Source organism: Paraburkholderia sp. CNPSo 3274, from assembly GCF_024206475.1.
GTDB lineage: Bacteria > Pseudomonadota > Gammaproteobacteria > Burkholderiales > Burkholderiaceae > Paraburkholderia.
This window is the reverse complement of sequence record NZ_JAMBPR010000029.1, coordinates 57805-80934: the sequence shown is the minus strand read 5'-3', so window position 1 is coordinate 80934 and position 23130 is coordinate 57805. Positions and strand designations below refer to the sequence as shown.

Annotated in this window: 17 protein-coding genes; 8 read left to right on the top strand and 9 right to left on the bottom strand. The window is 65.9% G+C overall.

Annotation, left to right across the window (positions count from 1 at the left end):
• Nucleotides 1-28: 28 nt before the first annotated feature.
• The 3 genes from pyrH to rpsB all read right to left on the bottom strand — a co-directional run bounded on the left by pyrH (nucleotide 29) and on the right by rpsB (nucleotide 2861).
• Nucleotides 29-745, bottom strand: a complete 717-nt coding sequence (pyrH, locus tag M3I54_RS20705) for a UMP kinase (RefSeq protein ID WP_254339276.1) — start codon at nucleotides 743-745, stop codon at nucleotides 29-31.
• 268 nt (nucleotides 746-1013) lie between these two features.
• Nucleotides 1014-1895 (bottom strand): translation elongation factor Ts, encoded by an 882-nt coding sequence (gene tsf / locus M3I54_RS20700; protein ID WP_254339315.1) that lies wholly within the window; start codon nucleotides 1893-1895, stop codon nucleotides 1014-1016.
• A gap of 210 nt (nucleotides 1896-2105) precedes the next feature.
• The gene (gene rpsB / locus M3I54_RS20695; RefSeq protein WP_254339267.1) at nucleotides 2106-2861 is read right to left on the bottom strand and encodes a 30S ribosomal protein S2; all 756 of its coding nucleotides are present in this window, start codon (nucleotides 2859-2861) and stop codon (nucleotides 2106-2108) included.
• Between the two features lie 444 nt (nucleotides 2862-3305).
• Between rpsB and map the strand changes: the two genes are divergently transcribed.
• Entirely contained in the window at nucleotides 3306-4127 is an 822-nt protein-coding gene (map, locus tag M3I54_RS20690; RefSeq protein ID WP_069265615.1) for a type I methionyl aminopeptidase, read from the top strand.
• Nucleotides 4128-4392: 265 nt separating this feature from the next.
• Nucleotides 4393-6972, top strand: coding sequence for a [protein-PII] uridylyltransferase (locus M3I54_RS20685; protein WP_254339264.1), 2580 nt, complete (start codon nucleotides 4393-4395; stop codon nucleotides 6970-6972).
• Between the two features lie 212 nt (nucleotides 6973-7184).
• On the opposite strand, the gene M3I54_RS45145 is transcribed toward M3I54_RS20685, so the two are convergent.
• A complete protein-coding gene (locus M3I54_RS45145) occupies nucleotides 7185-7943 on the bottom strand; it encodes a hypothetical protein (RefSeq protein WP_309249627.1) in 759 nt (252 codons plus the stop codon).
• Between M3I54_RS45145 and M3I54_RS45140 the strand changes: the two genes are divergently transcribed.
• On the top strand, nucleotides 7914-8849 hold the full coding sequence (locus M3I54_RS45140; protein WP_309249626.1) for a pseudouridine synthase: 936 nt from the start codon (nucleotides 7914-7916) through the stop codon (nucleotides 8847-8849). The two genes, M3I54_RS45145 and M3I54_RS45140, sit on opposite strands and share 30 nt — an antisense overlap.
• Before the next feature lie 79 nt (nucleotides 8850-8928).
• Here M3I54_RS45140 and def read toward each other — a convergent pair whose 3' ends face one another.
• From def to M3I54_RS20655, 5 genes are all read right to left on the bottom strand, one after another.
• Nucleotides 8929-9462, bottom strand: coding sequence for a peptide deformylase (def, locus tag M3I54_RS20675; RefSeq protein ID WP_254339259.1), 534 nt, complete (start codon nucleotides 9460-9462; stop codon nucleotides 8929-8931).
• Nucleotides 9459-11528, bottom strand: a complete 2070-nt coding sequence (ligA, locus tag M3I54_RS20670) for an NAD-dependent DNA ligase LigA (protein WP_254339257.1) — start codon at nucleotides 11526-11528, stop codon at nucleotides 9459-9461. The genes def and ligA overlap by 4 nt, the downstream gene beginning before the upstream one ends.
• 341 nt (nucleotides 11529-11869) lie before the next feature.
• The gene (locus M3I54_RS20665; RefSeq protein WP_254339248.1) at nucleotides 11870-13153 is read right to left on the bottom strand and encodes a cell division protein ZipA C-terminal FtsZ-binding domain-containing protein; all 1284 of its coding nucleotides are present in this window, start codon (nucleotides 13151-13153) and stop codon (nucleotides 11870-11872) included.
• Between the two features lie 144 nt (nucleotides 13154-13297).
• A complete protein-coding gene (gene smc, locus M3I54_RS20660; protein WP_254339246.1) occupies nucleotides 13298-16816 on the bottom strand; it encodes a chromosome segregation protein SMC in 3519 nt (1172 codons plus the stop codon).
• Nucleotides 16817-16985: 169 nt separating this feature from the next.
• The gene (locus M3I54_RS20655; protein WP_254339244.1) at nucleotides 16986-18089 is read right to left on the bottom strand and encodes a DMT family transporter; all 1104 of its coding nucleotides are present in this window, start codon (nucleotides 18087-18089) and stop codon (nucleotides 16986-16988) included.
• Nucleotides 18090-18387: 298 nt separating this feature from the next.
• Here M3I54_RS20655 and dapC point away from each other — a divergent pair, with 298 nt between their 5' ends.
• The 5 genes from dapC to prmB all read left to right on the top strand — a co-directional run bounded on the left by dapC (nucleotide 18388) and on the right by prmB (nucleotide 23080).
• A complete protein-coding gene (gene dapC, locus M3I54_RS20650) occupies nucleotides 18388-19611 on the top strand; it encodes a succinyldiaminopimelate transaminase (protein WP_254339242.1) in 1224 nt (407 codons plus the stop codon).
• 81 nt (nucleotides 19612-19692) lie between these two features.
• Nucleotides 19693-20520: a 2,3,4,5-tetrahydropyridine-2,6-dicarboxylate N-succinyltransferase gene (gene dapD / locus M3I54_RS20645; RefSeq protein WP_254339240.1), complete on the top strand. Its 828-nt coding sequence runs from the start codon at nucleotides 19693-19695 to the stop codon at nucleotides 20518-20520.
• The gene (locus tag M3I54_RS20640) at nucleotides 20520-20885 is read left to right on the top strand and encodes an ArsC family reductase (protein WP_110384044.1); all 366 of its coding nucleotides are present in this window, start codon (nucleotides 20520-20522) and stop codon (nucleotides 20883-20885) included. Before dapD ends, M3I54_RS20640 begins: the two co-directional genes overlap by 1 nt.
• Before the next feature lie 125 nt (nucleotides 20886-21010).
• Nucleotides 21011-22150 (top strand): succinyl-diaminopimelate desuccinylase, encoded by a 1140-nt coding sequence (gene dapE / locus M3I54_RS20635; RefSeq protein WP_254339237.1) that lies wholly within the window; start codon nucleotides 21011-21013, stop codon nucleotides 22148-22150.
• A 33-nt stretch (nucleotides 22151-22183) separates the two neighbouring features.
• Nucleotides 22184-23080: a 50S ribosomal protein L3 N(5)-glutamine methyltransferase gene (gene prmB / locus M3I54_RS20630; RefSeq protein WP_254339235.1), complete on the top strand. Its 897-nt coding sequence runs from the start codon at nucleotides 22184-22186 to the stop codon at nucleotides 23078-23080.
• Nucleotides 23081-23130: the final 50 nt, after the last annotated feature.

Below are 23130 nucleotides of genomic sequence, written 5' to 3'. Positions count from 1 at the left end.
GTGTTCGAACCTCTCGTGAGACGAGAGTTTACACGTGGACGAGCGTACCTTCGTCTTCGCCCAGAACGATGCGCTTGAGCGCACCCGGCTTGACGATGGAAAAAACCCGGATCGGCAGCTTCTGGTCGCGGCACAGCGCGAACGCGGTGGCGTCCATCACCTGCAGGTTGCGGCCAATTGCCTCATCGAAGCTGATCGTCGAGTAACGCGTGGCGTCCGGGTCCTTCTTCGGGTCGGCCGAGTAGACGCCGTCGACCTTGGTGGCCTTCAGCACGACTTCGGCGCCGACTTCCGAGCCGCGCAGCGCAGCAGCCGTGTCGGTGGTGAAGAACGGGTTACCCGTGCCGGCGGCGAAGATCACGACCTTGCCTTCTTCGAGCTGGCGAATCGCGCGGGGGCGGATGTATGGTTCGACGACCTGGTCCATGCGCAGCGCCGACTGCACGCGCGCCTCGATGCCCGCGTGACGCATGGCGTCCTGCAGTGCGAGCGCGTTCATCATCGTGGCCAGCATACCCATGTAGTCGGCCGTTGCACGGTCCATACCGGCCGCGCCGCCCGCGACGCCCCGGAAAATATTGCCGCCGCCGATCACGACTGCGAGTTGGGTGCCCAGACGCACCACCTCGGCCACGTCTGCCACCATACGTTCGATCGTGGCGCGATTGATGCCGAAGGCATCATCGCCCATCAGGGCTTCGCCGGAAAGTTTGAGCAGGACGCGTTTATAGGCGGGTGTGGGCATGGAGGTATCCAGGATCGCGCGCAAAGGGCAATAACTTGAAACTGTAGGGGTGAAATACGGCTTCGGGCAAGCGCCGCCAGAAATAGCGAAGATTTCCGGCGCCGCGCACGGCGGGGGACTACCATGCGCGTCGCCGCTACGCTGCCCGCCACGGCGGATTGCTCCGCCACGGCTTACAACTCAGCAAACTGCGGTGCTAACTGCGGTGCTGCAACAACTGCGGTTCCCGCCTGCCGCACAAGGCGCGGCGAGGCGGGCTTACCCGTCTTTATTGCTGCTTTGCAGCAGCGACTTGCGCGGCCACTTCGGCAGCGAAGTCGTCCTGGCGCTTCTCGATGCCTTCGCCCACCACGAAGAGGGCGAACTTCTGCACCGTCGCGCCAGCAGCCTTGAGCATCTGCTCGATCGTCTGCTTGTCGTTCTTAACGAACGGCTGGTTCAGCAGCGAGACTTCCTTCAGGTACTTCTGGACCGAACCTTCGACCATCTTCGCGACGATCTCAGCCGGCTTGCCCGATTCGGCGGCCTTCTGCTCGGCGATGCTGCGCTCCTTGGCGATCAGGTCGGCCGGCACGTCGTCCGACGACAGCGAGACCGGCTTCATCGCGGCGATGTGCATCGCGACGTCCTTGCCCACTTGCTCGTCCGCACCCGTGTACTCGACCAGCACGCCGATACGCGTGCCGTGCAGGTAGGCAGCCAGCTTGTTGGCGGTTTCGAAACGCGCGAAACGGCGGATCGAGAGGTTTTCGCCGATCTTGCCGACCAGTGCGAGGCGCACTGCATCGACCGTCGAGCCGTCCAGCGGCAGCACCGACAGCGCGGCGACGTCAGCCGGGTTTTGCGTGGCGACGAGTTCGGCGATCTTCGTCGAGAAGCCGATGAAGTCATCGTTCTTCGAAACGAAGTCGGTTTCGCAGTTCAGTTCGACGATCGCACCAGCGCCGCCGCCGATGAACGACGAGATCACGCCTTCAGCCGTGACGCGCGAAGCGGCCTTGCTGGCCTTGTTGCCGAGCTTCACGCGCAGCAGTTCTTCGGCACGCTCCAGGTCGCCGTCGGCTTCCGTCAGCGCCTTCTTGCATTCCATCATCGGCGCGTCGGTCTTCGCGCGCAGTTCTGCCACCATGCTTGCGGTAATTGCCGCCATCATTCGCTCCTTGAGTCTGTCTGGTACACGCCGCCCGCCTTTCGACGCGGCCGGCAGAAATTCGTTTCCGTTTCCGCCTGCGGTGAAACGCTTTTTTACAGCTGCTTCTACAGGGCTACGGTGCCGCGCATATGTCGCGGCGACGAAAGTCGCGGCTTAAAAAAAAGGGGCCTATGGAAAGCCCCCTTTTCTTGCCGGACACGGGGCAGCTTACGCCTCCGAATTGACCTCGACGAACTCGTCGTCGCCGTCGTTGCCACGCGCTGCTGCGACGACTTCGTTCACCGAGTTTGCACGGCCTTCGAGGATCGCGTCCGCCACGCCTTGCGTGTACAGCGCGACAGCCTTGCTGGCGTCGTCGTTACCCGGAATGACGTAGTCGATGCCTTCCGGCGAGTGGTTCGTGTCGACCACGGCGATCACGGGGATGCCCAGCTTGTTCGCTTCCGTCACGGCAATCTTGTGGTAGCCGACGTCGACCACGAAGATCGCGTCCGGAATGCCGCCCATGTCCTTCACGCCGCCGATCGACTTTTGCAGCTTGGCGATTTCGCGTTCGAACAGGAGCGCTTCCTTCTTGCTCATCTTCTCGAGCTCGCCCGCTTCCACGGCTGCTTCCATGTCCTTCAGGCGCTTGATCGAAACCTTCAGCGTCTTGAAGTTGGTCAGCATGCCGCCGAGCCAGCGTGCGTTCACGAACGGCATGCCAGCGCGCTGCGCTTCCAGAGCGATCGTGTCGCGCGATTGACGCTTCGTGCCGACGAACAGGATCGTGCCGCGGTTCGCTGCCAGTTGACGCACGTACTTCAGCGCGTCGTTGTACATCGGCAGCGTCTTTTCGAGGTTGATGATGTGAATCTTGTTGCGATGACCGAAGATGAAGGGGGCCATCTTCGGGTTCCAGAAGCGCGTTTGGTGACCGAAGTGGACACCGGCTTCCAGCATCTGGCGCATGGTAACTGCCATGTTTCAATTCTCCGCTAGGGTTTGGGTCTGAAGCCGGCTGCCGTATCGGTGCGCCCTCCCATTTCCGGAGATCGACGCGCCCGACACCCTGGGTGCGCCGGCTTGCGAGTGTGCTGCCTGAAGAAGATGCTTCCGAATGTTCTTCGCGCACCCGCCAAAATTCGTCTTTGGCAAAGCGCTCCGCGGCAACGGCGGATCCGGCCGCCCCCGCGTGTACTTGCGTACTTCCTTCGAACATGAATTCGAAGAATATGGGAAGCGACTTAGCCGAAGAGTATAGCACGCAAACTACCCCTTATTCAAGACAGCTATTACCCGCGGAATACGGCGCCATCAATGGCACATGCAGCGCGCACCGGATCGCGACCTGCCTTTTCAAAAGTCAGCGACCACTGGCATTAGGTGCGATAATTCAATATTCGACTGCATTTTCGGGCGCATACCATGGCCATTTCGATCAAGAACGAACAAGACATCGCGCAAATGCGCGTCGCCTGCCGACTGGCGAGCGAGGTGCTCGATTACATTACGCCGTTCGTCACCGCGGGCGTGACGACGGGTGAACTCGACCGCCTGTGCCACGAATACATGACCAATGTGCAGGGCACGGTGCCCGCGCCGCTGAACTATCAGCCGCCCGGCTATCCGCCCTACCCGAAGGCGATCTGCACTTCGGTGAACGACGTGATCTGTCACGGTATTCCGGGCGACAAGGCGCTGAAGAACGGCGACGCGCTCAATATCGACATCACCGTCATCAAGGAAGGCTATTTCGGCGACACGAGCCGCATGTTCATCGTCGGCGAAGGCTCGATCCTCGCGAAGCGCCTCGTGCAGACCACCTATGAATGCATGTGGCTCGGCATCGACCAGGTGCGTCCGGGCGGCCACCTGGGCGACATCGGCCATGCCATTCAGCGCTACGCCGAAAGCCAGGGCTACAGCGTGGTGCGCGAATACTGCGGCCACGGCATCGGCACCGTGTTTCACGAAGACCCGCAGGTCCTGCACTACGGCCGCCCCGGCACCGGCATCGAACTCGTGCCCGGCATGATCTTCACCGTCGAGCCGATGATCAACGCCGGCCGCCGCGACATTCGCACGATGCCGGACCAATGGACCGTCAAGACGAAGGATCGCAGCCTCTCGGCACAGTGGGAACACACGGTACTCGTGACTGAAACGGGCTACGAGGTCCTGACGGTCTCGGCGGGTACGCCTGCCAAGCCAGCCATCGTCGCGCAGATGGCGGGCACGGCAGCCTGACTGCCGAAAAAAGTGCCGGAAAGCGCTTCATCGCGCGATCCGGCGCAAAATGGGTGAACTCGTAGAGAGCGACCCGCGCCTCGGGGGCTAGTACGCCCATCGAGAGCGAGGCATAACATGCGCACGCCGCCCGGCGCCAGCAGCACGATGGGGTAGCCTGCCAAGCAGCCGACGCACTGACCGACGAACCAACGCGACCCTGCGCCAGGCCGATCGCGCGCACGACCTGCCACCCGCCCAACCACGCCAGACACGACCCGAGCCCATGAGTGTTCCCGCTGTCGCCGTTCCCGATACGTCGTCGCTGAAGTCCGACTACAAGGCCGCCAAGGCCCAGTTGCTCGAGCGTTTCAAGACCGCGACCAATGTCGACTCGTTGATGCGCGCCCTCGCCCGCACCACCGACGACACCTTGTGCAGCGCCTGGAACCTGTGCGAGCTGCCGGCCACGCTGGCGCTCGTGGCGGTGGGCGGTTTCGGGCGCGGCGAGCTTGCGCCCTGGTCCGACGTCGATATCCTCGTGCTGCTGCCGGACGACGAGCCGCTCGCGCCGCTCGAAGAACGCATCGAGCGATTTATCGGCCTTGCGTGGGATCTCGGACTCGATATCGGCAGCAGCGTGCGCAGCGTCTCGCAATGCCTCGAAGAAGCCGCCAACGACGTCACCGTGCGCACGTCGCTCCTCGAGGCGCGCCGCATCACGGGCAGCGCGACGCTCTTCGGCGACTTCGCGCAGCGCTATCGCGACGCCATGGACCCGCGGGCGTTCTTCCAGGCGAAAGTGCTCGAAATGCGCCAGCGACATGCGCGCTTCCAGGACACGCCCTATTCGCTCGAACCCAACGTCAAGGAAAGCCCCGGCGGCCTGCGCGACCTGCAGCTGATCCTCTGGGTCACCGAGGCCGCCGCCTTCGGCAGCAGCTGGAAGGAACTGGACCAGCGCGGCCTCATTACCGGGCGCGAGGCGCGCGAACTGCGCCGCAACGAGGCATTTCTGAAGGCGCTGCGCGCGCGCCTGCATGTGATCGCGGGCCGCCGCCAGGACATCCTCGTGTTCGACCTGCAGACGGCCGTGGCCGAAAGCTTCGGCTACAAGGCCAGCAGCGCACGGCGTGCGAGCGAGCAGCTCATGCGCCGCTACTACTGGGCCGCGAAGGCAGTCACGCAGCTTTCCACCATCCTGATCCAGAACATCGAGGCGCAGCTCTTCCCAAGCACGAGCGGCATCACGCGCACGCTCTCCGAGCACTTCGTCGAGAAGCAGGGGATGCTGGAGATCGTCAGCGACGACGTATTCGAACGCGAGCCGCACGCGATTCTCGAAGCATTCCTGCTCTACGAGCAGGTGCCGGGCGTGAAGGGCCTGTCGGCGCGCACGCTGCGCGCGCTCTACAACGCGCGCGAGTCCATGGACCAGCGCTGGCGCCGCGACCCGGAAAACCGCCGGCTCTTCATGGAGATCCTCAAGCAGCCGGCCGGCATCACGCACGCCATGCGGCTCATGAACCAGACGAGCGTGCTCGGGCGCTATCTGCTGAATTTCCGCCGCATCGTCGGACAGATGCAGCACGACCTCTATCACGTCTATACGGTCGATCAGCACATCCTGATGGTGCTGCGCAATATGCGCCGCTTCGCCGTGGCTGAACATGCGCACGAGTATCCCTTCTGCAGCCAGCTCATCGCCAACTTCGAGCATCCATGGGTGCTCTACGTCGCGGCGCTGTTCCACGACATCGCCAAGGGGCGCGGCGGCGACCACTCGCAGCTCGGCATGGCAGACGCGCGGCGCTTTTGCCGCGAGCACGACATCACGGGCGACGACGCGGACCTGGTTGTCTGGCTCGTCCAGCAGCACCTGACGATGAGCCAGGTCGCCCAGAAGCAGGACATCACCGACCCCGAGGTCGTGAAGCGCTTCGCCGAACTCGTCGGCACAGAGCGGCGTCTTTCGGCGCTCTACCTGCTGACGGTCGCCGACATTCGCGGCACGAGCCCGAAGGTCTGGAACAACTGGAAAGGCAAGCTGCTCGAAGACCTCTACCGCTCGACGCTCGCCGTGCTCGGCGGCGCCAAGCCCGACGCGCACTCGGAGCTCAAAACGCGCCAGGAGCTGGCGCTTGCGCTGCTGCGTCTCGAGACGGTGCCGGAGCACGTGCACCGCGCGCTCTGGGACAAGCTCGACGTAGGCTACTTCCTGCGCCACGACGCCGCCGACATCGCCTGGCAAACGCGCGTGCTCTACCGCCACGTCGAGGCGCCGGAGCCGGTCGTGCGTGCGCGCCCGTCGCCGATCGGCGAGGCGTTGCAGGTGCTCGTCTACGCGCAGGACCGCCCGGACCTCTTCGCGACGATGTGCGCGTACTTCGACCGCAGCGGCCTTTCCGTGCTCGACGCGCGCGTGAGCACCACGCGCCACGGCTACGCGCTCGATAACTTCATCGTCGCCCACACCGAGGGCGACGTGCATTACCGCGATATCGCGAACCTGGTCGAGCAGGAACTCGCGGCGCGCCTGAAGGCGACGGGCAATGCATTGCCCGAGCCATCGAAGGGCCGTCTCTCGCGCCTCTCACGCACCTTCCCGGTGACGCCGCGCGTCGACCTGCGGGCCGACGAGCGCGGCCAATACTACATCCTGTCCGTGTCGGCGAACGACCGGCCGGGCCTTCTCTATTCCATCGCGCGCGTGCTCGCGGAGCATCATGTCGGCGTCCATGCGGCGCGGATCAATACGCTCGGCGAACGTGTGGAAGACGTGTTTCTGCTCGACGGTTCGGGACTCTCCGACAACCGCCAGCAGATTCACGTCGAAACCGAATTGCTGCGCGCGATCGCAGTGTGAATGACCCAAGCGAAATATCCAGATCCATGCGAGCCAAACTGACAGCCAAACATCCGCGCCCGACCACTCCGGAACGCGCCCCCGTCCGCCGCGGCAGCACGACCGCGCGTAAGCCGGTGCGGCCGGCTGAGGTGCGGCCGGCTGAGGTGCGGCCGGCTGACGCCCGGCCTGCATCGGCCGCGAAAACTTCCGCCGGGAAGCCTGCGCGCACCTCAACCGGCCGCGCCACGCCTCGCACCGGCGATACGCGTCCACGCGAGCGCCCGGCGCGGCCGGCTCGCGAAGGCGGGTTCGGCGACGAGCGCCGCCCGGCCCGTCGCTCCGGCGATGAGGCGCGTGGCTTTGCGCGCGGCCGTGACGAAGGCGGCGACCGACGCTTCGAACGACGCACCGAAGGCGATGACCGCCGGCCGCCGCGCAGCCGTGAGGAAGGCAGTGCACGTCCCTTCGCGCGCCGTGCCGAAGGCGATGACCGCCGCCCGCCGCGCAGCCGCGAGGAAGGCGGTGCACGCCCCTTCACGCGCGGTGCCGAAGGCGATGACCGCCGACCGCCGCGCAGCCGTGACGAAGGCGGCGCACGTCCCTTCGCGCGCCGCCCCGAGGGTGACGACCGACGCCCGCCGCGCGGCCGTGAAGAAGGTGGCGCACGCCCCTTCGCGCGTCGCACCGAAGGCGATGATCGCCGCCCGCCGCGTAACCGCGACGAAGGTGGTGCACGTCCCTTCGCGCGCCGCCCCGAGGGTGACGACCGCCGCCCGCCGCGCAGCCGCGAGGAAGGTGACGAGCGTCGCTTCGAACGGCGCACCGAAGGCGATGATCGCCGTCCGCCGCGAAGCCGCGGCGAAACCAGCGAGGGGCGCTTCGTCCGCCGCACGGACAGTGACGACCGCCGCCCCGCACGCGCCCGCGACGAGGGCACCGAGCGCCGCGCCGCGCGCCCGGTGAAATCCGCGTGGAGCGATGAGCGTCAAGGCGCCGCGCCGCGCGCACGCCGCAGCGCCGAAGAAGGCGGCGGCCGCAAGACCGCCCGCCCTGTCAAATCGGCCGAGAAGTCCCCACGCCGCACCGATGACGCTGTATCCGCACCGCGTCGCACACCGCGGGAAGAAGTCGACGGGGACAACGCCCTGCGCCTGTCCAAGCGCATGTCCGAACTGGGCCTGTGCTCGCGCCGTGAAGCCGACGAATGGATCGAAAAAGGCTGGGTGTATGTGGACGGCGAAGTCGTCGACACGCTCGGCGCCAAGGTCACACCGAATCAGCGCATCGAAGTCGGTCCGGCCGCGCTCGCCGCGCAGGCGCGCCAGGTGACGATCCTGCTGCACAAGCCCGTGGGCTATGTGTCGGGCCAGGCCGAGGACGGCTACGAGCCCGCCGCTACGCTGATCACCGGCGAGAATCATTGGGACGGCGATCAGTCGGGTATCCGCTTCTCGGCCACGCATCTGCGCACGCTCGCGCCGGCTGGCCGGCTCGACATCGACTCGACTGGCCTGCTCGTGCTGACCCAGGACGGTCGCGTGGCCAAGCAGTTGATCGGCGAGAGCTCGGACATCGACAAGGAATACCTCGTGCGCGTCACCTACAACGACATCGAGACCGAAATCGATCAGCACTTCCCGCCCGAGTTGCTCGCGCAACTGCGCCACGGCCTGTCGCTCGACGACGTGCCGCTCAAGCCCGCGCAGGTGAGCTGGCAAAACGGCGAGCAGTTGCGTTTCGTGCTGCGCGAAGGCAAAAAGCGCCAGATCCGCCGCATGTGCGAACTGGTCGGCCTCAAGGTCGTGGGCCTCAAGCGCGTGCGCATGGGCCGCGTGCTGCTCGGCGCGCTGCCGCAAGGCCAATGGCGCTATCTGGCCGCCGACGAAGCGTTCTAAAGCCATTTCGGCGCCTGGCGCCGCGCCGAATGAAAAACGGGAGCCATCTGGCTCCCGTTTTTTTTCGATGCTTCGCTCTTCACTCGTCGCTGTTCGGGTCGAGTTCCGGAAACAGAACTTCGGTAAAGCCGAACTTCGAGAAGTCGGTAATGCGCATGGGGTACAGCTTGCCGATGAGGTGATCGCATTCGTGCTGGACGACCCGTGCGTGAAAGCCCTCGGCCACACGCTCGATGGGCGTGCCGTACTGATCGAAGCCGTCATAGCGGATCATCGAATAGCGGCTCACGGCACCGCGCATGCCCGGCACCGAAAGACACCCCTCCCAGCCCTCTTCCATGTCGTGCGACAGCGGATGGATAACCGGGTTGATGAGCACCGTTTGCGGAACGGCCGGCGCCTCGGGATAGCGCTCATTCTGCTCGAAACCGAAGATCACCACTTGCAAGTCGACGCCGATCTGCGGGGCGGCGAGTCCCGCACCGTTCGCCGCGTGCATGGTGTCGAACATATCGGCAATGAGTTCGTGCAACTCGGGCGTATCGAAGTGATCCACTGGCCTCGCAATGCCAAGCAGGCGCGGATCGCCCATTCTGAGAATTTTGCGAATCATGTCGTTTGCCTCTCCAGGAGCTTGCGCATTCCTTCTTCGTCGAGCACCGGCACGCCGAGTTCCTCGGCTTTTGCGAGCTTGCTGCCCGCGTCGGCGCCCGCCACCACATAGTCAGTCTTCTTCGACACCGAGCCGGCGACCTTCGCCCCGGCTGCTTCCAGCATCTCCTTCGCCTCGTCGCGCGAGAGCGTGGGCAGCGTGCCCGTGAGCACCACCGTCTTGCCGGCCAGCGCGCCCACCGGCGCCTTCGGCGCGGGCGGGCCTTCGGCCCATGTTACTTTGCCCGGTGCGCGCAGTTGCTCGATCACCGTGCGGTTATGCTCTTCCGCAAAAAACTCGTGAATCGCGAGCGCGACGATCGGCCCCACGTCGTTCACTTCGAGCAATTCCTCGACCGACGCGCTCATGATCGGATCGAGCGAGCCAAAGTGCCTGGCGAGATCCTTGGCCGTCGATTCGCCCACGTGCCGAATGCCGAGCGCGTAGATGAAGCGCGCAAGTGTCGTGGATTTGGCCTTCTCGAGCGAGTCGAGCAGGTTCTGCGCCGACTTGTCCGCCATGCGCTCGAGCTGCGCGAGCGTGCCGAAGCCGAGATTGAAAAGATCGGCGGGCGTGCGCACGAGGTTCTGGTCGACCAACTGGTCGATGATCTTCTCGCCCAGGCCGTCGATATCGAGCGCGCGGCGCTGGGCGAAGTGCCAGAGCGCCTGCTTGCGCTGGGCCGGACAGAACAGGCCACCCGTGCAGCGCGCGATTGCCTCGTCGGGCAGGCGCTCGATGCGCGACCCACAGACCGGGCATTCGGTCGGCATCACAAACTCGTGGGCGTCGGCCGGACGGCGGTCCATGAGTGCGCTGACCACCTCGGGAATCACGTCGCCGGCGCGCCGCACGATCACCGTGTCGCCGATGCGGATGTCCTTGCGCCGCACTTCGTCTTCGTTGTGCAGCGTGGCGTTGGTCACCGTCGCGCCGCCGACGAACACTGGCTCGAGCCGCGCCACCGGCGTAATCGCGCCCGTGCGGCCTACCTGAACGTCGATGGCCAGCAGCTTCGTGAGCGCTTCCTGGGCCGGGAACTTGTGCGCGAGCGCGAAGCGCGGCGCACGCGAGACGAAGCCGAGCGCGTCCTGCTCGTCGCGGCGGTTCACCTTGTAGACCACGCCGTCGATGTCGTACGGCAGGCCATCGCGCTTCTCGCCCACGGCGCGGAAGAATTCCAGCAGACCTTGCGCCCCCTTCACGACCGCTCGCTCGGAATTGACCGGGAGGCCCATTTCCGCGTACCAGTCGAGCAGTTCGCTATGGGTGGCCGGCATCGGCTCTCCCTCGAGCACGCCAATGCCGTAAGCGAAAAACGAGAGCGGCCGCTGCGCCGTGATTTTCGGATCGAGCTGGCGCAGGCTGCCCGCCGCCGCATTGCGCGGGTTCGCGAATTCCTTCTGGCCGGCATCGCGTTGACGCTGGTTCATACGCTCGAAGTCGCGGCGGAACATCAGCACTTCGCCGCGTACGTCGAGCACCTTCGGCACGCGTTTGCCCTTCAGGCGCAATGGCAACGAGCGGATCGTGCGCACGTTCTCCGTGACGTTCTCGCCGGTCGCGCCGTCGCCGCGCGTGGACGCCTGGACGAACGCGCCGTCGAGGTAGCGCAGCGAGATGGCGAGGCCATCGAACTTGAGTTCGGCGGCGTACTCGACCACCGCGACTTCGGCGCCCCCGACCTTGCCGAGTGCATCGGTCACGCGCTTGTCAAACGCGACGATGTCCTCGTCGGCAAAGCCGTTGTTGAGCGAAAGCATCCGCACGTCGTGGACCACGGGCTCGAAGCCTCCAGCGGCTTCGCCACCCACACGCTGAGTGGGCGAATCGGGCGTGATGAGATCGGGATGCGTGGCCTCGATCTGCTGAAGTTCGCCGAACAGCTTGTCGTATTCCGCGTCGGGCAGTTCCGGCTGGTCGAGCACGTAGTAGGCGTGATTCGCACGCTCGAGTTCAGCGCGCAACCACACCGCGCGCTGCGCAGCGGTGGCTTCTTCGGGAGGACGGGCGGGAGTACGGACCATGCCTTGGGCAACTCGCGATTGGAAATGATTTCGGACGTCAGATTATCTCAGGAAGCGGCGCGTGTCGCATCGGCGGAACGGCCATCTTCGTGCGCCGCCGAACGGGCCTCGCCAGGGTCCTGGCCGAATAGCTAACGCTGCTGCGTCCGTCGCATTGACGCCCACGTCCAGCAATGCGAACTTGAACGCACCGCATTACGCGTACCGGCGACCGCGCCCGGCCCATGAACGATCGCCACGACCTGCCCGCGCCCTCCACGCCGCGCCGCCTGCGCGCAAAAAAAGGCGCGGCGCCTTACGGCGTCGCGCCTTGTCTTTTGGCCGCCTGCGGGCCTGCTGCGTTACTGGCTGAACAGTCGCCGCGTGGCCGGCGAGCCGGCCGGAATGCCGGCCTGCTCCAGCTTCGCGTAAAGCGTCATGAGCTGCTTGTCGATCGACTGGAGCACCGATTCCGGCAGCGGCCGGCGCTGGTCATCGACCACGCGCCCGCCAATGCGCTCGGCAAGCGACTTCGCGTAGTCGCACATCAGGCGGAACGGCAGGATGTCTTCGTCGGCCACGGGCACGTCGAGGATCAGCGTAATCAGCTCACCGCCCTTGTACGTGAGGTCGTCGCGCAGGAAGTTGGTGTCGCCGAACTGCAGCATGAAAACGGGGCTCTGCTTCGCGTCGAGCTTCACGAAGCGCGTGCCGTCGCGCGAAAGCAGCAAGCCGTCCTGAGCGGCCACGGCCTGCACATAGTTTGCCGACCACGGCGCGCCATCCGACATCACGTTGACGGAAAGCTGTGCGTCGCATTGCGCGGCGAAGCCGTCCAGTTCGCGCGCCATGGCGACCGTCTCCATCATGTCCGGAAACTCGGGCGCGGCGTCGAGCGCGTCGGCAAACTGCTGCACACCGGTCACGAATTCCGAGAACTCGAGTTCGTTGAGCGGGCCGTTGCGATTCGCGAGTTGCGCAGCCGCGCGCAGTTCCTCGTAGCGCACGCCGCTTTGGAGCAACTCCCAACCGTCGCCCCCTTCGGGTTTGCCTTCGATGTGAACCGGCTTGCTGCCCGCGCGGCGCAGCCGCTGCGCCAACGGAATCACCCGCTCGCCCGCCACCGCCGCACCAAGCCGGATCGGCACGATGCAGTCGATGCGACGGTCAACCACGGCGGGCGGCGCCGAAGAGATCGTCGTGGCGGCCGGCATGACCGGCTCGATGCGCTCGGCTTCGTCGGCGCCGTCCTTAACGGATTGCGGGGCAGCCGCACTGGCAGCCGGCGCCGTATCAGTACCCGCGTCCATACTGGATTCAGCCTCCGGAAAGCCGTTGGGTGTCGTCGTTTCCGCCTGGATGTCGGCCGGCGTATCGAGCGGCGCCGCGGTCCCGAAACCCGGCTCCACTCGCTCGGCTTCCGTGCTGCCCGCAAGCGACGGCTCGCGGCGCGACGGAGCATGCGCCGGTTCGATGAACGGGCTCGGCTCCTGGAACTCGTCGCGCTGCGCCGCTTCGACCGCCTCTTCGGGCATCGGGCGCGGCATGCGCCGGCGCACCCTCGCGCCCTGCCACGCGTTGTACACCACCACGCCCCCGACTACCACGGCGCCCGCGCCGATCAACCCGAGAGTCAACTCGTCCATGCATGCTCCATCAGCAATTCTTATTCGACGGCGCGCTCATTCTGCGCACCGTTTCTCTGGCGAGCGCATTGCGCGCGGCGGCTGCCTCACCGATGGCGCCGCCGGCCGCGCATCGCGCGCCGTCCGTTAGACCGTATAAATCGATTAGACCGTATTTTGGGCGAAACCCGCCGCAGTTTCCATGTCGACCGCGACGATGCGCGAAACGCCCTGCTCCTGCATCGTCACGCCAATGAGCTGCTGCGCCATCTCCATGGCGATCTTGTTGTGCGAAATGAACAGGAACTGTGTTTTGTCCGACATCGCGCGAACAAGGTTCGCAAAGCGCTCGGTGTTCGCGTCGTCGAGCGGCGCGTCCACTTCGTCGAGCAAACAGAACGGCGCCGGGTTGAGCTGGAACATCGCGAACACGAGGGCCGTGGCCGTGAGCGCCTTCTCACCGCCAGAGAGCAGGTGAATCGTCGAATTTTTCTTGCCAGGCGGTTGCGCCATCACCTGCACGCCGGCGTCGAGAATCTCGTCGCCGGTCATGATGAGCTTCGCCTGACCGCCGCCGAACAGGCGCGGGAACAACTCGCCGAAATGACGGTTCACTTCGTCGAACGTGCCCTGCAGCAGCGTGCGCGTTTCCTGGTCGATCTTGCGAATCGCGTCTTCGAGCGTTTCGATCGCGCTCGTGAGGTCGGCCGACTGCGCGTCGAGGAAGGTCTTGCGCTCCTTCGCCGCGGCCAGTTCGTCGAGCGCGGCCATGTTCACGGGCCCAAGCGCCGCGATCGCGTTGTTGATGCGCGTGACCTCGCCTTGCAGATACGACGGCTTCATATCTGCCGTGAGCTTTTCCTGCAGCGCGGCCTCGTCGACGCCCGCGGCCTGCAGTTGTTCGACGAACTGCTCGCCGTTCAGGCGCGCGGCCTGTTCCTTGAGCTGAAGCTCGGTGATGCGGTCGCGCAACGGCTGCAGCGCGCGCTCCGCGGCGAGGCGCGTTTCGTCGGCGGCGCGCAGCTTTGCGCTCAGGTCGTCGAGTTCGGCGCGCGCGGCGCGCAGCGTGTCTTCCTTCTGCGCGCGAATTTCCAGGGCGTCTTGCAGGCCCGTGTGCGCGGTCTGCTGGTTGATCGTTTCCAGTTCGGCGCGCGCGTCTTCGAGCGACGCGGCCACGCGTTCGCTCTGATCGTGCGCGACCTGAATGTTGCGCTTCAACTCTTCGATGCGGTTCGCCATGTTGCGCGCGGCAAAGCGCGCGTCGGCCGCCGCGCGTTCGAGGTCGCGCGCCTGGTTGCGAGCCGCGCCAAGTTCCTCGTCGAGCGCTTCGAAGGCGAGCTGGTTGTCCTCGAAGCGGGCCTGCAGTTCGGCGAGTTCAACATCGTGGCGCTCGAAGTTCGCTTCCGACTCCGCCCGCAACGCGCGCTGCTCTTCGATCTGCGTGCGAATTTCGTCGAGCTCTTCGCGGATCTGCGTACTGCGCGCCGTGTAGCGCTCATGCGCCTGGGTCAGCTTCAGCACATCCATCTGCAGCGCGTGCACGCGCTGGGTCGCGCGCTCGGTCTGCTGGCGCACATCCGTGAGCACCTGGGCGGCCTGCGTGTGCGCCGCTTCCGCGCGCACGACAGCCGTGCGTGCCTCGTCGGCGAGCAGTGTCTGGGCACGCACCTGGCGCTCGAGATTCTCGATTTCCTGCTGACGCGCGAGCATGCCGGCCTGCTCGGTGTCGGCGGCGTACAGTTGCACACCCACGCGCGTCACCGTATGGCCGGCCTTCACGACGAACGCGCCGCTGCCGGGCAATTGCGCACGCTGGGCGAGCGCCTCGCCGAGATCGTTGGCAACGTAGGTCGAGCCGAGCCATTCGGTGAGCACCGCGCGCAAGCCCGCATCGTCGATACGCACGAGCGAGAGCAGTGGCGTGAGGCCCGCGGCCGCAGCGCTCGCCTGACCCGCAGCCGGCGGCGAATAGAACGCGAGCTTCGCAGGCGGAGCGTCGCTCGCGAATGCCTTCACCCAGTCGAGGTTCGACACCTCGAGCGCGGCGACCCGCTCGCGCAACACCGATTCGAGCGCCGTTTCCCAACCCGCTTCGACGTGCAGCTTCTTCCACAGCCGCGGCAACGCGCCCAGTTCGTGACGTTCGAGCCACGGCTGGATCTTGCCTTCCGTCTGCACGTTTTCCTGCAACTGCTTGAGTGCAGCGAGACGGGCTTCGAACTGGTGGATCTGTGCGTTTTCCGCCTGCACGCGCTCGTGCGCGGCGCGGCGTTCCGCGTCGAGGCGCGGCACCGTTTCCTGCGCGTCGGCGAGGCGCGCCTGCGCTTCGTGCAGGACTTCCTCCTGCTCGGCCAGCTGCATGCGCAGCTCTTCGAGCTGGGCTTCGTCCGGCGCGTCGAGGCCGCCTTCCTCCGACTTCAGACGCTCGTGGCGCTGTTGAAGCTGCTGGAGCATCTGGTCGGCATTGCGCTGATGCGCGGCTTCGAGCTTGATGGCCTGCTCGGTGCGCGCGATGCCCGCGCGCTCGTCGTTCAGTTGCGCCTGCGCGTCGCGCCAGCGGTTTTCGAGCGCGGGCAGCGCTTCCTGCTTCGCCGCCGCATCGTCCTCGGCCAGCGCCGCCTTTTCCTCGGCGATCGCCAGTTGTTCTTCGGCGTCTTCGATATCGTCCTGCGCCTTCTGCGCCTGGACTTGCCATTGCTCGCGCTGCGCGGTGAGCGCGGCGATCTGCGCCTGCGCGCGGTTGCGCGACTCGACGATGAACTTGATCTCGGCTTCGAGACGGCTCACCTCGGCGTTCGCTTCGTAAAGCGCGCCCTGTGCGCCCTGCATGGCGTCGCTTGCCGAGTAGTGGGCCACGCGCAGCGTTTCGAGTTGCGCTTCCACTTCGCGCAGCTGCGCGGTATGGCGCTCCAGGTCGATCTGCGCCTGCTCGATCGCACGCTGCTGGCGTTGCTGCTCGCCCGCTGCCTCGTTCTTGCGCAAGAGCCACAGAAGGCGCTGCTTTTCCTCGCCCTCGGACTGCAGTTCGCGGAATTTCGTGGCAACGACCGCCTGGCCCTCGAGCTTTTCGAGGTTGCTGGACAGCTCGCGCACGATGTCCTCGACACGCGTGAGGTTCTCGCGCGTGTCGTGCAGGCGGTTCTCGGTCTCGCGGCGGCGTTCCTTGTATTTCGAAACGCCCGCGGCTTCTTCGAGGAACACGCGCAACTCCTCGGGCTTCGCCTCGATGATCCGCGCGATCATGCCCTGCCCGATGATCGCGTAGGCGCGCGGGCCGAGGCCCGTACCCAGGAAAATGTCCTGGATATCGCGCCGGCGCGCCGGCAGGTTGTTGATGTAGTAGCTCGACGTGCCGTCGCGCGTGAGCACGCGCTTCACGGCAATCTCGGCATACTGGCCCCACTGGCCGGCGGCGCGGCCATCCGCGTTGTCGAACACCAGTTCGACACTCGCGCGGCTGCCGGGCTTGCGCGCGGTGGAGCCGTTGAAGATGACGTCCTGCATCGACTCGCCGCGCAGCTCGGACGCCCGGGATTCACCCAGCACCCAGCGCACCGCGTCGATGATGTTGGACTTCCCACAGCCGTTTGGCCCGACCACCCCGACGAGTTGGCCCGGAACCTGGAAATGCGTGGGATCGACGAATGATTTGAAGCCAGCGAGTTTAATCGAAGTCAGACGCACGGCGATATCGCTGTTGGAATAGTGGTGAACGGGACCGGCTGTGCCGTACGTCGCTTGCCGCCGCGAATCCGGTATCGATCGCGCGACGGCGGAGTGCGCACTGGGCAGCCGCCACGGCTCGCCGTACGAACGCGCATGAGCGCGTGCAGCCGGCGGGAATCAGCGGCAATCATACCATCGCACGCGCGCCATTCCGCGCGCGGGAAGGCCCAGCACCCGTGCCACCGCCTGCGCTGCCATCGCCGTTGCCGCCGCCGTTGCCATCGTCACCGCCGGGGCCGCTGCTGTCGGCATCGTCCGCGTCATCGGTGCGGCTGGCGTCGGCGTGGGTCATGACGCTCGCGTCGGCGCTCGCGTGCGCGACGCCCTTGCGCGCGTCCTGCGCCCGGTGCACCCAGCTCGACAGCAGGGAAGCCAGCACGATACACGCGCCGCCTGCCCATTCGCGCGGGCCCGGCGTCTCGCCGGCGAAGAGCCAGGACGTGAGCGCCGTCACGACGATCTCGAACAGCATGATGATCGAGGCGCGGTTCGCCGGCACGCGGGCAAGCCCGTACTGAACGAGCATGTTGTTGGTACCGAGCACGATGCCGAGCGCGAGCACGAGCAGCACGACGCGCGCGAGATGTTCGCCAGCCGGTGCGGCCGACATCGGCTCGAAACAGGAGGTCAGCGCGCCGAACAGCGCCGCGCCCGCGAAGATCACGGCGGTGCGCATTTCCGGCTTCATGTGCGGAAGCACGCGGCTCGTCTTCACGACGAGCACGTTGCTCATCGCGAACCCCATGCCGCCGATCAGCCCCGCCCATTCGGCCGCGTTCGCGGGCAGCGGCACGCCGAACTGCGGCGACCAGAGCATCAGCACCGCGCCCAGCAGCGAAAGCGCCGCAAGCGCGCCGCCCGCCCAGTTCAGGCGCTCGTGCAGGATGAAGTGCGCGAAGATCGCCGTCCACGCCGGGGTCAGATAGAAGAGCAGCAGCACGCGCATCACTTCGCCGTGGATCGCGCCCCACACGAAACCGACGTTCGTCACGCCCGCGGCGAGTCCGAGCATCGGCAGCACCCAGTGCCAGCGCACGGTCGCGAGCGAGCGCCAGCGCAGCACCAGCACGAAGAGGCAGCCGGCCGCGCTCGTTGCGGCGCTGGAGGCCGTGCCGGTGAGCCCGGCGGCCGCCAGCATGCGCAGCGGATACCAGACAAAACCCCATACGGATGCGCCAATCATGATGGCGAGCGTCGGCCAGGCGGCGCGCAAGCCTGTGCTCTGGCTCATCGCTCGCGCTTCCCTTGGCCCGGCCGCGCGTTCGCAGCACGTGCGTCGTTGTTCGAAAATTTCATGCTTTTCCTTTGTTTCGTCGCCCGGCAAGCACCGGCGGCGCCAAGGCGGGATCTGGCGGGCGCCCGCAGCAGCAGCAGCGCCACGCTATAATCGACCGCTTGCAGCCGCAGGGCCACGCTGCGCATCCGCGTTTTTCGCCCAGCGCGGTGCGACTGGCTCGCCGGCCCGCAGTGGCCACTCCGATCCCGCGCGCCACGCCATCCGTCTTTCGCCCACGCCTGTCCAGCCCCAAGTGAATCCGCTACTCGACACCCTTCAGTCCTACCCCTTCGAAAAGCTGCGCGTGCTCTTCAAGGACGTCACGCCGAACGCCGGCCTGCGCCACATCAGCTTCGGCATCGGCGAGCCGAAACACCCAACTCCGGCGCTGATCCGCGACGCCATCGTCGCTTCGCTCGACGGCCTCTCGTCGTACCCGGCCACGGCGGGCACCCCAGCGCTGCGCGAGTCGATTGCGAACTGGATGAAGGCGCGCTACGGGCTGCCGGCCATCGATTCGAACACGGAAATCCTGCCCGTCTCGGGCTCGCGCGAGGCGCTGTTTGCGCTCGCGCAGGCCGTGATCGACCCGACAGCGGGCGTCAAAGACCCGGCAAAGCGGGCGATCGTACTCTGCCCGAACCCTTTCTACCAGATCTACGAAGGCGCCGCGCTGCTCGGCGGCGGCGAGCCGTACTTCGTGAACAGCGATCCGGCCCGCAACTTCGCCTGCGACTATTCGCAGGTTCCCGAAGAAGTCTGGGCGCGCACACAGTTGCTGTACGTGTGCTCGCCGGGCAATCCCACCGGCGCTGTGATCACGCTCGACGACTGGCGCGAGCTGTTCGCGCTCTCCGACCGTTACGGCTTCGTGATCGCCTCGGACGAGTGCTACTCGGAAATCTACTTCGACGAAGCCAATCCGCCGCTCGGGGGTCTCGAAGCAGCGCACCAGCTGGGCCGCGGCTTCGAGCGCCTCGTGATGTTGTCGAGCCTCTCGAAGCGCTCGAACGCGCCGGGCATGCGCTCGGGCTTCGTGGCCGGGGACGCCGCCATCCTCAAGCAGTTCCTGCTGTACCGCACCTATCACGGCTCGGCCATGTCGCCGGTCTGGCAGACCGCCAGCATCGCGGCCTGGGGCGACGAGGCGCACGTGCGCGAAAACCGCGCGAAATACGTGCGGAAATTCTCGACCGTCACGCCCATGCTCGCCGACGTGCTCGACGTGAAATTGCCCGACGCCGCGTTCTATCTCTGGGCCAACGTCGCGCGCAGCGGCCTCACGGACACCGCGTTCGCCCAGCGTCTCTACGCCGACTATAATGTGACGGTTCTGCCCGGCTCGTTCCTCGCGCGCGAGGCGCATGGCACGAATCCGGGTAAAGACTTCGTCCGCATGGCGCTCGTCGCCGACGTCGAGGAGTGCATCGAGGGCGCGCAGCGTATCGTCGAGTTCTGCCGCTCGCTCAAACCGTAAAGCCTTTGCCTGCGCGCCGGGGGCCTGCACCTCGCTGCGCGCAACACCGCTTTCAACCATCAATCTCACGAAATCACCACCATGTCGCAACAACTTCAGCAGATCATCGACACCGCCTGGGAAAACCGCGCCGACTTTTCGCCCAAGTCGGCCCCGAACGATGTGCGCGAAGCCGTCGCCCACGTCATCGGCGAACTGGATCGTGGCGCGCTGCGCTGCGCCGAGAAGAAGGACGGCGACTGGGTCGTCAACCAATGGGTGAAGAAGGCCGTGCTGCTGTCGTTCCGCCTGGAAGACAACGCGCCGATGCCCGCTGGCGGCTACAGCCAGTTCTACGACAAGGTGCCCTCGAAGTTCGCCAACTACACGGCCGAAGACTTCGCCGCGGGCGGCTTCCGCGTGGTGCCGCCGGCCATCGCGCGCCGCGGCTCGTTCATCGCGAAAAACGTCGTGCTGATGCCGTCGTACACCAACATCGGCGCGTATGTCGATGAAGGCACGATGGTCGATACGTGGGCCACGGTCGGTTCGTGCGCGCAGATCGGCAAGAACGTGCACCTCTCGGGTGGCGTCGGCATCGGCGGCGTGCTGGAACCGCTGCAGGCCAACCCGGTCATCATCGAAGACAACTGCTTCATCGGCGCGCGCTCGGAAGTCGTGGAAGGCGTGATCGTCGAAGAGAACTCGGTCATCTCGATGGGCGTGTACCTCGGCCAGTCGACCAAGATTTACGACCGCGAAACCGGCGAAGTCTCGTACGGCCGCATTCCGGCGGGCTCGGTCGTGGTCGCGGGCAACCTGCCCTCGAAGGACGGCTCGCACAGCCTGTATTGCGCCGTGATCGTCAAGAAGGTCGACGCAAAGACGCGCGCGAAGGTCGGCCTGAACGAGCTGCTGCGAGGCGACTGATGGCGAAGTCTGCCAAGACCGTCGTCTACGGCATTCCGAACTGCGACACCGTGAAGAAGGCCCGTGTGTGGCTCGAAGAGCACGGCGTCGAGTTCGAGTTTCACGACTTCAAGAAGGCGGGCGTGTCGAATGCGCTCGTCCAGGACTGGCTCAAGGACGTCTCGCTGGATCAGCTCATCAACAAGCGCGGCACCACCTGGCGCGGCCTTTCGGAGGTGCACAAGGCGGAAGCCGACACGACCGCCGGTGCGATCGCGCTGATGATCCACAAGCCGTCGATCATCAAGCGGCCCGTGGTCGTCGTGAACGGCCGCGTGAAGACGCTCGGCTTTTCCGCCGACCAGTATGCGGAGCTGTTTGCTTGAGCGCCGCATGAGACCGGTGCGCCTGAACTGCTCCATGGCAGGTCGAGCGCACACCGTCATGACAAGTTGTTGCCGGCCCCTGCTCCATCAGCGGCGCCGGCATTTTTATTGAAAGTGGTCTTTTTATGTCCGCCACCCTCGCCCTTACCGAAGCCCTGATCGCGCGCGCGTCCGTCACGCCCGACGACCAGCACTGCCAGCGCATCATGACCGAACGCCTCAGCGCGCTCGGCTTCGCGTGCGAAACGATCGAATCCAACGGCGTGACCAACCTGTGGGCCGTCAAGCGCGGCACCGCGGGCGCGCGGGGCCCGCTGCTCGCCTTCGCGGGCCACACCGACGTCGTGCCCACCGGCCCCATCGAGCAATGGAGTTCGCCGCCGTTCCAGCCCTCGCACCGCGACGGCATTCTCTATGGCCGCGGCGCCGCCGACATGAAGACCTCGCTCGCGGCCTTCGTGGTGGCGAGCGAAGAGTTCGTGGCAGCGCATCCGCAGCATCGCGGCGCCATCGCGTTCCTCATCACGAGCGACGAAGAAGGTCCGGCCACCGACGGGACCGTGAAGGTCGTCGAGGCGCTGCAGGCGCGCGGCGAGAAAATGGATTACTGCATCGTGGGCGAGCCGACTTCGACGAATACGCTCGGCGACTGCGTGAAGAACGGCCGCCGCGGCTCGATGTCGGGCAAGCTCGTCGTGAAGGGTGTGCAGGGGCATATCGCCTATCCGCATCTCGCGAAGAACCCGGTGCATCTGCTGGCTCCCGCGCTCGCCGAACTCGTCGCCGAAAAGTGGGACGACGGCAACGAGTACTTCCCCCCCACCACGTGGCAGGTGTCGAACATGCACAGCGGCACCGGCGCGAGCAACGTGATTCCGGGCCACGCCGACGTCATGTTCAACTTCCGCTTCTCGACCGCGAGCACGGTGGACGGCCTGCAAAAGCGCGTACACGCGATCCTCGACAAGCACGGCCTCGAATACGACCTGCACTGGAGTGTGAGCGGCCTGCCCTTCCTCACGACGCGCGGCACGCTCTCGAACGCGCTCGAAAAAGCGATCCACGACGAAACCGGCGTGACGACCGAACTGTCGACTACGGGTGGCACGTCCGATGGCCGCTTCATCGCGCGCATGTGCGAGCAAGTGGTGGAATTCGGGCCGCCGAACGCCAGCATCCACAAGATCGATGAGCATATCGAAGTGAAATTCATCGATCCGCTCAAGAACGTATATCGCCGCGTGCTCGAACAGCTGATCGCCTGACCGGCCAACCGAACACGCTCTGGAGTCCAGAACATGACCCAACCGCTAGCCGCTACCTTTGCCACCGTTCGCGACCTGTTGCGCTACGGTGTCTCGCGCTTTTCGGCCGCGCAACTCGCGTTCGGCCACGGCTCGAACAACGCCTACGACGAAGCCGCGTACCTGATCCTGCACACGCTGCATTTGCCGCTCGACCTGCTCGACCCGTTTCTCGACGCGCGCCTCACGAGCGAGGAAATCGACAAGGTGCTCGGCGTGATCGAGCGCCGCGCGACCGACCGCGTACCCGCCGCCTACATCACGCAGGAAGCGTGGATGCACGGCCTGCGCTTCTACGTGGATGAGCGCGTCATCGTGCCGCGCTCGTTCATTGGCGAGCTGCTCGCAGACGGCCTGCAGCCCTACGTGGAAGATCCCGAGCAGGTCAGCGCGGTGCTGGAGCTGTGCACCGGCTCGGCCAGCCTTGCGATTCTCGCGGCGCACGCGTTCCCGAACGCCGACGTCGACGCCGTCGATCTTTCCGCGCCCGCGCTCGAAGTCGCGCAGCGCAACGTGCACGAACACGATCTCGACGAGCGCATCGCCCTCTTCGAAGGCGACCTGTACGCGCCGCTGCCCGAGCGCCGCTACGACGTGATCATCACGAACCCGCCGTACGTGAACGCCGACTCGATGCAGGCGCTGCCGCCCGAGTACCGCCACGAGCCGGAAATGGCGCTCGCGGGCGGCGCGGACGGCATGGACATCGTGCGCCGCATCATCAAGGATGCACGCAACTGGCTCACCGACGACGGTGTGCTGGTGATCGAGATCGGCAACGAGCGCGAGAACGTGGAAGCAGCGTTCGGCGGCCTCGATCTCGTCTGGCTCTCGACGAGCGCCGGCGACGATCAGGTCTTCCTGATTCAGGCATGCGACCTGCCGGTCTAATCGTCCTGCGCGAGCGAGCCGCGTCGCCCGTGCGCCGTGTCTGCCCGCGT